The following is a 13634-nucleotide window of genomic DNA, read 5'->3' on the forward strand; positions in this document are numbered from 1 at the left end:
TCAGGTTATTCGGTTCGTGCAAGCTGTTGACGAATAAAGCGGCTGGTCAGCGTCAGCGCCAGCTCTTCGTCAAACGGTTTGCCGCTTAGCGCGGCACGTAGCCAGAGGCCATCAATCAGCGAGGCCAGTCCGTGCCCGGCAATGCGCGCCGCTTCTCGCGGCAGTTCCCTGCGAAATTCCACCACTAACATGCTGAACAGCCTGCCGCTGCTGACCCGCTCCAGGCGGTGTAATGAAGGCTGATGCATGCTGCTGGACCAGAAATCCAGCCAGGCCTTCATGGCGGCGCTGTGGACCTGCGTTTTATCAAAGTTCCCTTCAACGATGGAACACAGCCGGGCTTCTGCCCCGGCACCGGCCAGTTTTTCCAGCCGCGCCGCTACCGCGTCGCGCAGCTGGCGGGTTACATCACGCATGGTCGCTTCCAGCAGACCGTTCTTGTCTTTGAAGTAATGGCTGATGATGCCGGTAGACACGCCAGCCCGCCTGGCAATCTGCACAATGGTGGCATCGTTAATGCCGACTTCATTGATGGTGTTCAGCGTGGCATCTATCAGCTGTCTCCGCCTGATTGGCTGCATCCCTACCTTTGGCATATCCTCAACTCCACGAGTAAAACGAGACGCTAGTGTAACTTTTTATTGATTGAACGTTCAATATAAAATGTTTTGTTGCTAGTATGTATGTGTTGCAGGCGATTCGTTACGAACCGCAAGTAATTGTTGTGAATTCTTTTTGTTGATTTAAAAACCAGAGGTAATTGATGAATAATCCACCTGCCAGTGAAAAGGACAAAATCAATCCCGTGGTGTTTTACACGTCCGCCGGGCTGATTTTGTTGTTTTCCCTGATGACGATTCTCTACAGCGACCTCATGGCGAGCTGGATACTGCGCGCCGTTAACTGGGTTTCCGCCACGTTTGGCTGGTATTACATGCTGGCTGCCACGTTGTATGTGGTGTTTGTGATTTTTATGGCCTGTTCGCGATTTGGCGCGATCAAACTCGGGCCCGAGCAGTCGAAACCGGAGTTCAGTATCCTGAGCTGGGCGGCGATGCTGTTCGCCGCAGGCATCGGTATCGATCTGATGTTCTTCTCGGTGGCTGAACCGGTAACGCAGTATATGCAGCCACCGGAAGGCCAGGGGCAGACGTTCGAAGCGGCCCGTCAGGCGATGGTCTGGACGCTGTTCCATTATGGCCTGACCGGCTGGTCGATGTACGCCCTGATGGGCATCGCGCTGGGCTACTTCAGCTACCGTTACAACCTGCCACTGACCATTCGCTCCGCACTGTATCCCATCTTTGGTAAACGCATTAACGGCCCCATCGGCCACACCGTGGATATCGCCGCCGTTATCGGCACCATCTTCGGCATCGCTACCACGCTGGGTATCGGCGTGGTGCAGCTAAATTACGGGCTGAAGGTGCTGTTTGATATCCCGGAAGGGCTGGGTGCCCAGACGGCGTTAATCGTGCTGTCGGTGATTATCGCCACGATTTCCGTCACCTCCGGCGTCGATAAAGGCATTCGTATTTTATCCGAGCTGAATGTGGCGCTGGCGCTGTTCCTGATCCTGTTCGTGCTGTTCTTCGGCAACACTGAATTCTTACTGAACGCGCTGGTGCTGAACGTCGGTGACTATATCAACCGCTTTACCGGTATGACGCTGAACACCTTTGCCTTCGATCGCCCCGTGGAGTGGATGAACAGCTGGACGCTGTTTTTCTGGGCGTGGTGGGTGGCCTGGTCGCCGTTTGTCGGACTGTTCCTCGCGCGTATCTCACGCGGCCGTACCATTCGTGAATTCGTGCTCGGCACGTTGATTATCCCCTTCACCTTTACCCTGCTGTGGCTGTCCGTGTTCGGTAATGCCGCACTGTATGAAATCATTCACGGTGATGCAGGATTCGCGCAGGAAGTGATGAGCCATGCCGAGCGCGGTTTCTACAGCCTGCTGGCACAGTACCCGGCCTTTAAGTTCAGCGCCTCGGTGGCGACGATCACCGGTATGCTGTTCTATGTCACCTCGGCGGATTCGGGATCGCTGGTGTTGGGTAACTTCACCTGCAAACTGAAGGACATCAACAGTGATGCACCGAACTGGATACGTATTTTCTGGTCGGTCACCATCGGTCTGCTAACGCTGGGTATGCTGATGACCAACGGCATTTCCGCGCTGCAAAACGCCACGGTGATTATGGGGCTGCCGTTCAGCTTTGTGATCTTCTTTGTGATGGCCGGTCTGTATAAATCGCTGAAGGTGGAAGATTACCGCCGGGTGAGCGCCAACCGCGATACCGCCCCGTATCTGGCCAGCGCACACGATCGGTTAAGCTGGAAAAAGCGCCTGTCGCGCCTGATGAACTATCCTGGTTCGCGCTATACCGAGCAGATGATGCAGACGGTGGTTTATCCGGCGATGCAGGATGTGGCGAAGGAGCTGGAGCTGCGCGGCGGCAAAGTGATGCTGGAAAGCCTGCCGGCCCAGGAAGGGGAAGACCTCGGCCATCTGGAGCTTCGCGTGCATCTGGGCGACGAGCAGGACTTCGTCTATCAGGTGTGGCCGCAGAAATACTCGGTGCCGGGCTTTACCTACCGCGCCCGCAGCGGGAAATCCAGCTACTTCCGCCTGGAAACCTTCCTGCTGGAGGGCAGCCAGGGCAACGACCTGATGGATTACAGCAAGGAACAGGTGATTATTGATATTCTCGATCAGTACGAACGTCACCTGAACTTTATCCACCTTAACCGCGAAGCGCCGGGCAACAACCTGACCTTCCCGGATATTTAAAGCCCCCCGCACGCGGCGTTCTGCCGCGTGCTTTTACCACATAGACTTATTACTCTTCTCATTAACTGACACTCTGAGGCGGCAGGCAATATCATTCATCGCCTTTGCGCCGGGGAATAACCCTTTCGTTGATAATAAATATAAGTCGTGATGCTGCCGTGCACTGGCAGGATGATTCTTATGTTACTGAACAGGTGACTATTTCTGGTTAGTTATCATTTAAATCATGGCGGATTTTTTGTTATTACCACCTCGATGGTAATTAATTTAACGATGGTTAACTTTCAGTTCGGATAATTCTCATAATGCTGTCAGGTAGGGATTATTTATAGGGAAGGCTCAATTTTTCCGTGTAACTTTATGTATACAAAAATACGCAAAAAGACATGGATTATTACAAACAAAGGGCTTTCATTAATGTTCAACTTTAAAACGACCTTGTTACTTTCCGTTATTGCACTTACTGCCTGCGGTGGAGGCGGCGGTGGCGGTGGCGACGACAGCGCTCCCCCGGTCACCACCTCGCCGGGCGAAACCGATGGCGGCAGCGGCGGCGAGAATAACGGCGGCACCACCACCCCAACGTTGCCCACTTCACCGGCAGCCAGCTACGCCACCGGCGGGACTGTTTCCGGCTACACCTACACCACGCCGGACGGCAGTAAGTACACCATGCGCCAACCGGGCCTTGTCGTGACTGGCGTATTCACCCAGATGCTGACCCGCACCGACGGCACCCAGGTTTCCGCCACGTCCTGGTGCTGCGGCACGATGAGCTACACCACCTACGGCACCTGGACGCATTTTGAAAAGGGCACGCATGACGTGTTCTACACCGGCGATGCCACGCTGGCGGCCAACGTTCCGACTCAGGGCACGGCGACCTATGCCGGTAGCGGCATGCGCGAAAGCACCCGCAGCGACGCCACCTTCAACGTGGATTTCGCGGCGAAAACCATTAACGGCAGCATCGCCGCCGGTGACGATTACGGCAGTGCGGTCGCCATGCAGGGCAAAATCAGCAACGGTGGCTTCAGCGGTGACGCCCAGTCCGGCGGCGAGAACGGCACCTTTATCGGCCACTTCAACGGCCCGGCAGCCGAAGAGCTGGGTGGCATCGCGCAGTTCAGCGATAGCACCAAGAACACCTCGTTTGGTGCGACGAAAAAATAATCCCTTTCCGGCCAGCCAGCCTGGCCGGTTTTTCTGCAATGGTAATGTCTATGAAAGTCCGGGCTTTAGCTGTACTGGGATTATTGTGCCCGCTCAGCACGCTTTTTGCTGCACCACCTGAAACCCAGTATCTTCCCGCCGCCAGTCATTTAGAGCGGCTTGAACAGCCGACCGCTACCGGCGACAGCCGCCGTACGCAGCACATTAACAATAGCGATCTTGCGGCGCAGCCTGAGTTGGCCAAAGCGATGCTGGACCGTGCCGTCAGTGAAGGCCAGTGGCCGATCGTGCGCGCGATTTTACCGGTTTACGCCGCTTCCCCGCAGCCGGACGAGATACTGATCCACTTTGCCCGCGCGGGTCTGGCCCGCAGCGAAGGCCATTACGATCGGGCGATAAAACACTATCGCGCGATACTCAGTGCCCACCCCGATTTTGCTGCGGTGCGGCTGGAACTGGCGCGGGCAATGTATGAAAACCGGCAGACCGACGCCGCGGAATATCAGTTCCGCCGGGTACTGAGCAGCAATCCGCCGGAGAATGTTCAGCAGATTATCGCGCAGTACCTGGACCGTATTCACCGCGGCAGCCCGCTCACCGGGAGTTTCAGCCTCAGCTATCTTAACGACAGCAACGTGAATAACGCCTCGTCGGGCGACACCGTGCGCATCGGCGATCGCCTGTTTATCCGCAATAAAGACAGCCTGCCGCAGCGCGGCGAGGGCGTGCAGTTCAGCGGCGCGCTGCAAAAAGACGTGCAGCTGTATAACCAGCACGGTTTACGCTTCCTCGGCACGGTGTATGGCAAAAGCTACTGGAACAATCACCGCTTTGATGACGTCACCGGGCGCGTTTACGCCGGCTATCAGTGGCGGGATTTCCGTCAGCAGTTTGCCGTTCTACCGTTCTTTGAGCAGCGCTGGTACGGCACCGAAAGCTACTCTTCCGGCCCCGGCGTGCGTGCGGAATACAGCTATCTGCTCTCTCCCCGCTGGCAGATTAGCCAGGCGCTGGAGTATCAAAAACTCGGTTATGACAACGGCGACTATGCGTTTCTGCGCGGCCATAACCGGCTTTCCTCCACCACCCTTTCCCACGCGCTGAACTCGCGGGTTTCCCTGTTTGGCGGGGTGGATTTGCTGGAGCAGCAAACGCTGTCGCAGAGCGAGAATAACCGCCGCATCGGGCTGCGCACCGGCACACAGGTTGATTTACCCTGGAAACTCTCTTTCTCCGCGATGGGGGCGTTTTCCCGCCGCCAGTACCAGGCGGACAGCGATATCTTTTCCATCCGGCGCAGGGATAACGAGCAGTATTACAGCCTGGCCGTCTGGCACCGCGATCTCGACCTGTTTGGTCTTATGCCAAAGTTGAATTTCACCTACAAACGGGTAAACAGTAACATCGATTTTTACGACTACCATCAGCGGAATATCAGTATTTCGCTGGATAAAAACTTCTGACGGCCGGGTCGTCGCCCAGGGTTATGCGGCGGCGATGAGCGGCTAAGGTGGACATAATCGATGACGACATTACGTGATTTCAATCATCTCTGGCGTGACCGCAACGACACCTCTGCACTTAAAACGCCGCGCGTGCTGATCCGGGTTTTTGTTAAACCCGGTGAACTGGAAAGCAGCGTGGCCTTTTACGAGCATCTGCAATCAACCCTAGCGGATGGCGGATTCCCGTTCCCGGAAGCAGGCTTAAGGCTGGCGATGGTCGGTGCTTTTTTGCTGATTGAAGGCAGCGAGGATGCGCTGGCCCCGTTCACGTCCACAACCGGCACGCTGCTGGTAGACGACGTTCAGCCCTGGTACGACAAACTGATTGCTGCCGGTGCCACGATCGTTTTTCCACTTCAGGTCGTGCCGACCGGAGCAGCGTTTAATGCCGTTCATCCTGATGGCACGGTCGTGGAATACGTTCACCATCGGCCTGATGGTGAGGGTCGCTAAGGTTTATATGGTGATAAATATACGGCGATAATTGCCGTGTATTTTTAATGCAATAAACCGCTGAACACTCCCTCAACTATGCTTATGTCACTCCCCCTACTCCAACACAGCAAAGTGACGACTCTAAATGGACGCCTGGACGGGCTGAACATCTCCGAAGACGAATTCTTTATGGAGCTGCGCCAGAGTGGGTTGAGCACCTGGGACAGGTACGGCTGGCGCTGATTGAACTGGACGGGCAGCTGAGCCTGTATTATTTCGACGATCGGGACGTGCGACCCGGCCTCAGCGTGCTGCCGCCGGAACATCGACCCGCGTTTGCCCGGGTGCCGAATACGGGGTTATATGCCTGCACCCGCTGCGGGCTGAGCCTGCATATTGTCGGAGGTGAAAGCCCGCCCTGCCCCCGCTGCAAAAATACGCTGTGGTCGGTGGCACTGGCGACCCGACGTGCGCAGTAGAGCCAGACCACTCAGAGTGGTGTCCTGGCTGCTATTTAAGTGCAGCGTGTTATCGATTATGGAGAATCAATCTTTATATCTATCTCAAAAAAAAATGAATTTGAGATAGATTCCATCAGCTGTACTATACTATCGCAAAACTGAATAATTTTGAGGTAGTCACTATGTCAATTAAACGACCGCCTGCATTAATCCCGCTGGCGTCGCTCTCCGGTGCTGACTTCGCCGCTCACCAGCAGTATAACCGGGTGGTCGATGAAAGAGGCCGTTATCTGCCCTTTGATGAATTTCGACATCGCGTTTCGCGCCGCGATAACGTGGATCTTGCCTGGTCGATGACGCGTCGCGCCCGTAACGCGGCAATGCAATGGATTAACTATCATGATGAAGCCGGTCAGCAGGCCGGGTTGATTATCACTCCAGCCATGGCCGCAGTTTGCGAGAGGGTCGATAAGCATGCAACCCGACTGGCGCTGAAGGAACTGACGCAGCGTCTAAAAGGCGCGGGAGCTGAACTGAGCCAGCTACAGCTGGATGAACCTATTACCAGTAGCCAGTTGGAAGGCGCGAACACCACTACGCTGGTTGCGCGAAATATGCTGGAAAGCGGTCGCGAACCTCGTACTGCTGATGAACATATGATCGCCGGTAATGCCCGCCTGATGGCTGAAATACCCGACTGGCTAAGTGAGCCCTTAACGCCTGATTTAATCCGGCGTTTCCACGCAACGGGTATGGCGGGTATTGATGACGAAAAGTACCAACCCGGTGAATTCCGCACCACCGACGACATTGTCATTGCCGACTATGACGGCAACATTGTGCATCAGCCACCTGCTGCCGTTCTGCTGCCGGAACGCCTTGAAGCCGTCTGTGACTGGGTTAATGACAGAGCGGTATATATCCATCCGCTGATCAAAGCATGCATTCTGCATTTTATGATTGCTCACGAACATCCGTTCAGGGATGGCAACGGGCGTACCAGCAGAGCGCTATTTTACTGGTTTATGTTGAAAGCAGATTACGACACTTTCAGATATATCTCGATCAGCAGCCTGCTCCATTCGGCCCCGGTAAAATATGCGTTGAGCTATCAATACAGTGAGACTGACGGCATGGATTTGACCTATTTCCTTGAGTATCAGACCCGTATTATTGCGCGAGCGCTGGAGCATTTGCTGCAGCACGTTGATAAGTTGACCCAGCGGGCTGCGGCATTGGACCGCCAGCTTTTTCAATCAGGTGCGCTAATCCGCCTCAGCCCAAGGCAGGTTACGCTGCTGAACGTGATGCTGTCGAGCGAGGGCAAAGAATACACCGCAGCAGACGTGAGCCAGGCGTTGGGGATCTCTGATAATACCGCCAGAAATGATCTACGAGCGATCGTTCGGGAAGGCTTTGCGGAAGAAATCGCCGTTAACGATCAAAAAACGGTTTATATCAGCCACCCGAACCTCGTATAACTTGGCTCAGTGCGGCCGTGATGCTGCCCCAGGGTAACTCACCGAGCCGCAGAAAAAATATCTGAATCAACCATGGGAAACACGATGAAGCTACATATCTATCAGCACTGCCCTTTCTGTAACCGCGCGCGCATGATTTTTGGTTTTAAGAATCAGCCCGTTGAGCTGTCGGTAATTATGGAAGGCGATGTGGAAACGCCAACCCGGATGGTGGGTAAAAAAGTGGTGCCGATCCTTGAGAAAGATGACGGCACCTATATGCCGGAGAGCATGGATATCGTTCACTACGTTGATGGCCTGCAGGGCGATCGCGTGGCGGCGGAGCCAGCGGATCAGGCGATCGTTGAGTGGAGCAAGCAGGCGTCCGGTGCGATTTATAAACTCGCTATTCCCCGCTTCACCCGCGCTGATTTTGCCGAGCTGGCAACGCCGGAAGCCCGCGCGGCCTATACCCAGCGCGAAATCGCCGCTTTCGGTAATCTGGATGAGCTGCAGGCGCAGAGCGAGGCGTTTATTGCTGAGACGGTGGAAAAGCTGACTGAGATTGAACCTTATCTGCAAAACTTCAGTAAGGTATCCACCACCGAGTTTATTCTTTTCCCCGTGCTGAACAGCCTGAGCATTGTGAAAGATTTCCCGTTCAGCCCGGCCTGTTTGGCCTATTTGCAGAAGGTTTCTGCGCTGAGCAAGGTGCCGTTGTTTATTGAGAAGGCGCTCTGATTCACTTGTTCGCCCTCTTCCCTGAGGGCGAATCCTGGCTTCCTCATTCGTTCTGCGCTGCGGATTATCCTGGTGAGGCAGCCGCCAGTCCGCTCAGCAACATTAGTGATAGCTTTCAAAGTCAAGGGATTACCTGCTTACCTGCTTTCCCGCCCTCACCCGATAGTATAAAAGCGACAGCAGGATCAGCGCACAGCCCAGCATCTGCTGCAGGCTCATCATCTCGGTAAACCACAGCGCGGCGGCGACCACGGTCAGTAGCGGTTCCAGCAGCATAATCAGCGCGGCGTTGGCGGCGCTGGTCATGCTCTGGCCTTTCAGCTGTAGCCAGAAACGCAGGCTGGTGGCGATCAGCACGCTGGCGGCCAGCCATCCCCATGTGGATAGCGCAACCTGCGGCGGCCAGGTTTCCAGCAGCAGGGAGAGTGCGGAAGCAATCACGCCGGTGCAAATCAGCTGGAAGGACGCCAGTGGACGCACGGATACAAAGCTGGCGTATTTGGTGTTATAGCAAAAGTAGATCGCCTGCAGGATAGCCGATCCGAGGAAAAAGAACTGGCTTGGCTCAAACACAATGTTCTTTTTCAGAGTCAGCAGGCCCAGACCCATCATACCCACGGGCAGGGAAACCCAGAATGACGCCGACGGACGAGCCTGTAAAATAACCCATGCGACAATCGGAACAAACAGCATCGACAGGCTCATAATAAACGCTCCCTCCCCCAGCGATCGGGTGGTGGCAACGCCGTATATCCACAGCAGCATACAGCAGGCCAGCAGCAGGCCGCTGATCAGGACCGACCGGCGATGATGCAGAGCCTGTCTTAATTCGCTGCGTTTGCAAAAGCAGAGCAGCAGCAGGCCGGCCAGCAGGAAACGCAAACCAAGAAATGCCATGGTGGGCATACCGGACACTGCCTCTCTGGAACAGATCCAGCCAAATGCGGCAATCATAGTGGTGCAAACCAAAAAGATATCTGCGTGGCCCTGCCGTGACGACATGTTCAGTCCTTAAGTCGTTGAAAAATGATGTCTGCTTTGCTGGTGCGGCGATGCTGGCTTTCGCTCGTTCTCTGCCAGGATGAGTCGTGATACCGGTAAATTGTATGGAATTTTTCTTCCGCTTTATATATCAAGCGAAAATATTAATTCACTAAAAGGTTAAGCCGGCGCGAGCCCGCAGAGCCGCTTATCCCTCCAGCATAATCAAACTCACACTAAAACCACATGTTGGTTTCTGATACCGGGAAGGCGAATGGGTCGTGTTAAGGCCGCCTGCTTTCGTCGGGAATTAATGTATTTTATCATTATAACAGCCAGTTACCTGTTGGTTTCCGCCGTTAATGAGCAATTTCTCGGAAAGTTGTGATGTGGTTTTAGTGTGGCTAATACGCTGTTTTGTTGTTGTGGTTGTGTGGTTTTTGTGTTTAGATAATGACAGAACCTGAAGCCGGGATGATGTTTATGACACAGTTGAATGAAAATGTTGATGTGGTGGTGATCGGCGGTGGCGTTGTCGGATGTGCGGTATTCCGGCGCTTCACGCTGATGGGCGCACGCACCATGCTGCTGGAAAAAGGGGGAGATATTCTTTCCGGTGCCAGTAAGGCGAATAGCGCCATCCTCCACACGGGCTTTGACGCCCCTACCGGGAGCCTGGAACTGCAATGTATGCAGGCTGGCTACGAAGAATATATGGCCATTCATCAGCAGATGAATTTGCCGCTGCTGAAAACGACGGCCATCGTCGTTGCCTGGAGTCAGGAGCAGCTGGACGCCCTGCCGGGAATTGTGCAGCAGGCCCATAACAATGGCGTGTTCGACGTCGAACAGATTTCTTCTGAGGAAGTCTATCGCCGCGAGCCGCACCTGGCAAAAGGCGCACTCGGCGGCGTTTACGTTCCGGGAGAATACGTCATCGATCCGTGGAGCTCGCCGCTGGCCTATATGACTCAGGCGGTGATGCACGGCGGTCAATATGCTTTCAACTGTGAAGTACAGCGTGTGAAATCCACCGATGACGGCTGGGAGCTGACGACCAGCAGAGGCCGTGTACAGACACGACTGGTGATCAACTGCGCCGGGAATCACGGCGATCTGATTGACGGCATGTGGCGCACCCCGGAATTTGAAATCCGCCCGCGCAAGGGGCAGTTCCTGGTGTATGACAAGGCGTCGGCATCACAGATTAACGCCATTATTCTTCCGGTTCCTACCCCGACCACCAAAGGCGTGCTGCTGTGTAAAACCATTTTTGGCAACATGATCCTCGGCCCCACTGCGGAGGAACAGCAGGACCGTAATCGTGCTGACGTGGATGAAACGGTCATGCAGGGGCTGATTGAGAAAGGCAGCCTGATGCTACCGACGCTGACAGACTATCCGGTCACAGCGACCTACGCCGGTCTGCGCCCTGCCACCGAGAAAAAAGAGTACCGCATTTTTCATTATCCGCAGGACAGCTGGATCACCGTCGGGGGAATTCGTTCCACCGGATTAACCGCCGCGTTGGGGATCGCCAGCCACGTGGAATCGCTTTATCAGCAGCACTTCCCGGCGCTTTTTGCGCTGAATGCGCCTGCCGAGCTGCAATGGCCACGTATGCCGATGCTCTCAGAGTATGAAAAGCGGGATTACGCCTGCCCGGGTAACGGCGGCATTGTCTGCCACTGCGAGCTGGTCACACGCCGCGAGCTGGAAGCGACGTTTGACTCCGCCATCCCGCCGGAATGCATTGGTGCGTTACGACGCCGCACCCGGGTAATGATGGGGCGCTGCAACGGCTTCTTTTGCAGTAATAACGTTGCTGAAATCATCGGTCATCGTTTTGAAAACACACTGGTCGTCGGGAAAGTCGAATGAGCAATCAGTATGAAGTCATTATTATCGGCGCGGGCCCATCCGGGCTTGCCGCAGCCCGCTCTCTGTTTGAGGACGGCATTCGCAACGTTCTGTTAATTGAACGCGAAGCAGAAGCCGGTGGCGTTCCCCGCCACTGCCGCCACCCCACTTTTGGTTTACAGACCTGTTTCCGACCGATGAACGGCCATAACTGGGCGGCGCGCATTCTCAAACGTGTTGCCGGAAAATATGAAATCCGCACCAGCACCACCGTGGTGAATATTAAGCCCGGCGGTGAAGTTGACGTGTCGTCCGATCGCGGTTTTGAAACGCTGAAGGCGAAGCGGGTGATTATCGCCACCGGCGTGCGCGAAACGCCCCGCCACGCTCGCCTTGTCAGCGGCCTTCGGCCACAGGGCGTACTTACTGCCGGTGCGCTGCAACAGTTTATCTATCTGAAGAAGCTGAAACCCTGCAATCGTCCGGTGATTGTCGGTTCCGAACTGGTGAGCTTCTCGACTATCTGGACATTGCGCAACGCCGGAATCAAAGCGCTGGCGCTGATTGATGAGAATTCCCGTCCGGTGGCGTTTCGCCCCAGCGCGCTGTACGCAAAACTGATGGGGGTGCCGTTGCATCTGGGGGCGCATATCACGAAAATTAACGGCGGTGAGCGGGTGGAAAGTGTGGAGTTCACCGATGCGAAAGGCCGGACGCAGTTAGTGGAGTGCGACAGTATTATCTTCACCGGGCGCTTTACCGGCGAGTACACGCTGATCCGTAAAAGCCATCTGGCCTTTGAACCGAACAGCGGTCGGCCGCTGTTCGACCAGTCCGGGCGCTGTTCCGATCCCTGCTATTACGCGGTCGGCAATATGACCCATCCGGCGGACATGGGCGATCAGTGTTATCAGGAAGGCCAGCAGGTCGGGCATGCGGTGGCGAACTCTCTGAAGAGTGAGGATGCAGGAAGTTTCAGCGTGCCGGTTTCACTGGCCGAGGTGTTCCGTATTTCTGCGCCGAATGTGATTCGCTGTGGTGAGGACGGCCGTGGTGAGGTGACGCTGAATGTACGTGTCAACGCAGCGTACAGCGGAGAGATTGTGATTCGCGATGGTGAGAAAGAGCTTTATCGTAAACGTCATCGCTGTATGCCGGAGCGGCGCGTTCTGCTGAAGAATATTGATGTGGCGGGGCTGACGCCGGAGAGCGTGTTAACGGTCTCTGTTCGCTGATTGTTAGCAGATGCCGGTTGTTTGCAGCCGTTATCGACTGAAGCCTCAAAGTAAACATTTTGAAAGCCGCGACTCTATTAGATCGCGGCTTTTTTTGTTGCTGGATGAATGGTGAACGGCGGCCAGCCTTTGCGGCTGCCGTGCGGTCCTCGCGCCGCTTGCGCGGTTCCCTCGGTTACGGCATCCGGCCTGCCGGACCGGTGAAGATGGTGCCTCCCTGCACCAGCTTCACCTGACGCACACATCCCTGTTGGCGTCTCCTGGCCTGCTGCCTTCACCTCAGCGCTGCGGATTACCCGGCAGCCGCAAAGGCTGGCCACCTGCATCGATCCAGTCCGCTGTTAAAAAAGCAGTGAAGTTCGAAGTGAGAAGCGTGCTGTATTGAACTCCTGGCCATAAGCTTCTTTCAATGAACAGCCGCAAAGCTGCGGATTTTCCTGTGAATGCGACTACTTTTGCCACATACACTTAGTCGCTGAGTCATACTTGCCAGAACTGTCCACGCGCTATGGCTACCTTCAAACGGGGTTTCTCAATTGTGTTCTGCTGCTAGTCCTCACCTCGACTTTTATCCCGACGCTACAATGGCTTAAATGACCGAATGCGTCAGTTTGCCTGAAAATAATCCGCATTGCTGAGTACAGTCAGGAATCCCGATTCAGTTCATCAGCCCAACACGACGTTCCCCCCTGGAAAAACTCAAGCGATATAGCTATCAAAACGCAGGCAGGTTACGAGGGAGTGTGGTCAATCCACAGTGCAGAACAGAGAGAGGAAACCAGATTCGGACATAAATTCAGATCGACTTCTGCCTTAAAAGGTTTTCTCAGATGACACAAATATCGAAACGCGGGTGGGTGGCGGAGACTGTGGTCAATCCGCAGCTCTGAACAGAGAGAGGAAACCAGATTCGGGCATAAATTCAGATCGACTTCCGCCTTAAAAAGTTTTCTCAGATGACACAAATATCGAAACGCGGGCGGGTGGCG

11 protein-coding genes are annotated in these 13634 nt (G+C 55.0%); 9 read left to right on the forward strand and 2 right to left on the reverse strand.

Annotation, left to right across the window (positions count from 1 at the left end; translation table 11 throughout):
• Positions 1 to 5: 5 nt before the first annotated feature.
• Positions 6 to 596 carry a transcriptional regulator BetI gene (betI, locus tag IBT46_RS06485; protein ID WP_200544934.1) on the reverse strand — a complete coding sequence of 197 codons (591 nt, stop codon included), beginning with the start codon at positions 594 to 596 and terminating at the stop codon, positions 6 to 8.
• A 167-nt stretch (positions 597 to 763) separates the two neighbouring features.
• Here betI and IBT46_RS06490 point away from each other — a divergent pair, with 167 nt between their 5' ends.
• The 7 genes from IBT46_RS06490 (at position 764) to grxB (ending at position 8569) form a co-directional block, all read left to right on the forward strand.
• Positions 764 to 2794, forward strand: coding sequence for a choline transporter (locus IBT46_RS06490; protein ID WP_200544935.1), 2031 nt, complete (start codon positions 764 to 766; stop codon positions 2792 to 2794).
• A gap of 417 nt (positions 2795 to 3211) precedes the next feature.
• Positions 3212 to 3967, forward strand: coding sequence for a Slam-dependent surface lipoprotein (locus tag IBT46_RS06495; RefSeq protein ID WP_200544936.1), 756 nt, complete (start codon positions 3212 to 3214; stop codon positions 3965 to 3967).
• A 44-nt stretch (positions 3968 to 4011) separates the two neighbouring features.
• Entirely contained in the window at positions 4012 to 5430 is a 1419-nt protein-coding gene (locus IBT46_RS06500) for a porin family protein (protein ID WP_200544937.1), read from the forward strand.
• Between the two features lie 60 nt (positions 5431 to 5490).
• The gene (locus tag IBT46_RS06505) at positions 5491 to 5925 is read left to right on the forward strand and encodes a VOC family protein (protein WP_200544938.1); all 435 of its coding nucleotides are present in this window, start codon (positions 5491 to 5493) and stop codon (positions 5923 to 5925) included.
• 272 nt (positions 5926 to 6197) lie between these two features.
• Positions 6198 to 6386, forward strand: coding sequence for a hypothetical protein (locus IBT46_RS27685; RefSeq protein WP_200544939.1), 189 nt, complete (start codon positions 6198 to 6200; stop codon positions 6384 to 6386).
• 164 nt (positions 6387 to 6550) lie between these two features.
• The gene (locus IBT46_RS06515; RefSeq protein WP_200544940.1) at positions 6551 to 7849 is read left to right on the forward strand and encodes a Fic family protein; all 1299 of its coding nucleotides are present in this window, start codon (positions 6551 to 6553) and stop codon (positions 7847 to 7849) included.
• Positions 7850 to 7933: 84 nt separating this feature from the next.
• Entirely contained in the window at positions 7934 to 8569 is a 636-nt protein-coding gene (grxB, locus tag IBT46_RS06520; RefSeq protein ID WP_200544941.1) for a glutaredoxin 2, read from the forward strand.
• 129 nt (positions 8570 to 8698) lie between these two features.
• On the opposite strand, the gene IBT46_RS06525 is transcribed toward grxB, so the two are convergent.
• Positions 8699 to 9571 (reverse strand): DMT family transporter, encoded by an 873-nt coding sequence (locus tag IBT46_RS06525; protein WP_200544942.1) that lies wholly within the window; start codon positions 9569 to 9571, stop codon positions 8699 to 8701.
• Positions 9572 to 10033: 462 nt separating this feature from the next.
• On the opposite strand from IBT46_RS06525, the gene IBT46_RS06530 reads away from it, so the two are divergent.
• Positions 10034 to 11431, forward strand: coding sequence for an NAD(P)/FAD-dependent oxidoreductase (locus tag IBT46_RS06530; RefSeq protein WP_200544943.1), 1398 nt, complete (start codon positions 10034 to 10036; stop codon positions 11429 to 11431).
• Positions 11428 to 12645, forward strand: coding sequence for an NAD(P)/FAD-dependent oxidoreductase (locus tag IBT46_RS06535; protein ID WP_200544944.1), 1218 nt, complete (start codon positions 11428 to 11430; stop codon positions 12643 to 12645). Before IBT46_RS06530 ends, IBT46_RS06535 begins: the two co-directional genes overlap by 4 nt.
• Positions 12646 to 13634: the final 989 nt, after the last annotated feature.

Source organism: Erwinia sp. S38, assembly GCF_016624545.1.
Classification (GTDB): Bacteria; Pseudomonadota; Gammaproteobacteria; order Enterobacterales; family Enterobacteriaceae; genus Erwinia; species Erwinia coffeiphila.

Coding starts and splice junctions, on each gene's coding strand:
- betI (WP_200544934.1), bottom strand. CDS start 596: ATGCCAAAGGTAGGGATGCAGCCAATCAGGCGGAGACAGCTGATAGAT.
- IBT46_RS06490 (WP_200544935.1), top strand. CDS start 764: ATGAATAATCCACCTGCCAGTGAAAAGGACAAAATCAATCCCGTGGTG.
- IBT46_RS06495 (WP_200544936.1), top strand. CDS start 3,212: ATGTTCAACTTTAAAACGACCTTGTTACTTTCCGTTATTGCACTTACT.
- IBT46_RS06500 (WP_200544937.1), top strand. CDS start 4,012: ATGTCTATGAAAGTCCGGGCTTTAGCTGTACTGGGATTATTGTGCCCG.
- IBT46_RS06505 (WP_200544938.1), top strand. CDS start 5,491: ATGACGACATTACGTGATTTCAATCATCTCTGGCGTGACCGCAACGAC.
- IBT46_RS06515 (WP_200544940.1), top strand. CDS start 6,551: ATGTCAATTAAACGACCGCCTGCATTAATCCCGCTGGCGTCGCTCTCC.
- grxB (WP_200544941.1), top strand. CDS start 7,934: ATGAAGCTACATATCTATCAGCACTGCCCTTTCTGTAACCGCGCGCGC.
- IBT46_RS06525 (WP_200544942.1), bottom strand. CDS start 9,571: ATGTCGTCACGGCAGGGCCACGCAGATATCTTTTTGGTTTGCACCACT.
- IBT46_RS06530 (WP_200544943.1), top strand. CDS start 10,034: ATGACACAGTTGAATGAAAATGTTGATGTGGTGGTGATCGGCGGTGGC.
- IBT46_RS06535 (WP_200544944.1), top strand. CDS start 11,428: ATGAGCAATCAGTATGAAGTCATTATTATCGGCGCGGGCCCATCCGGG.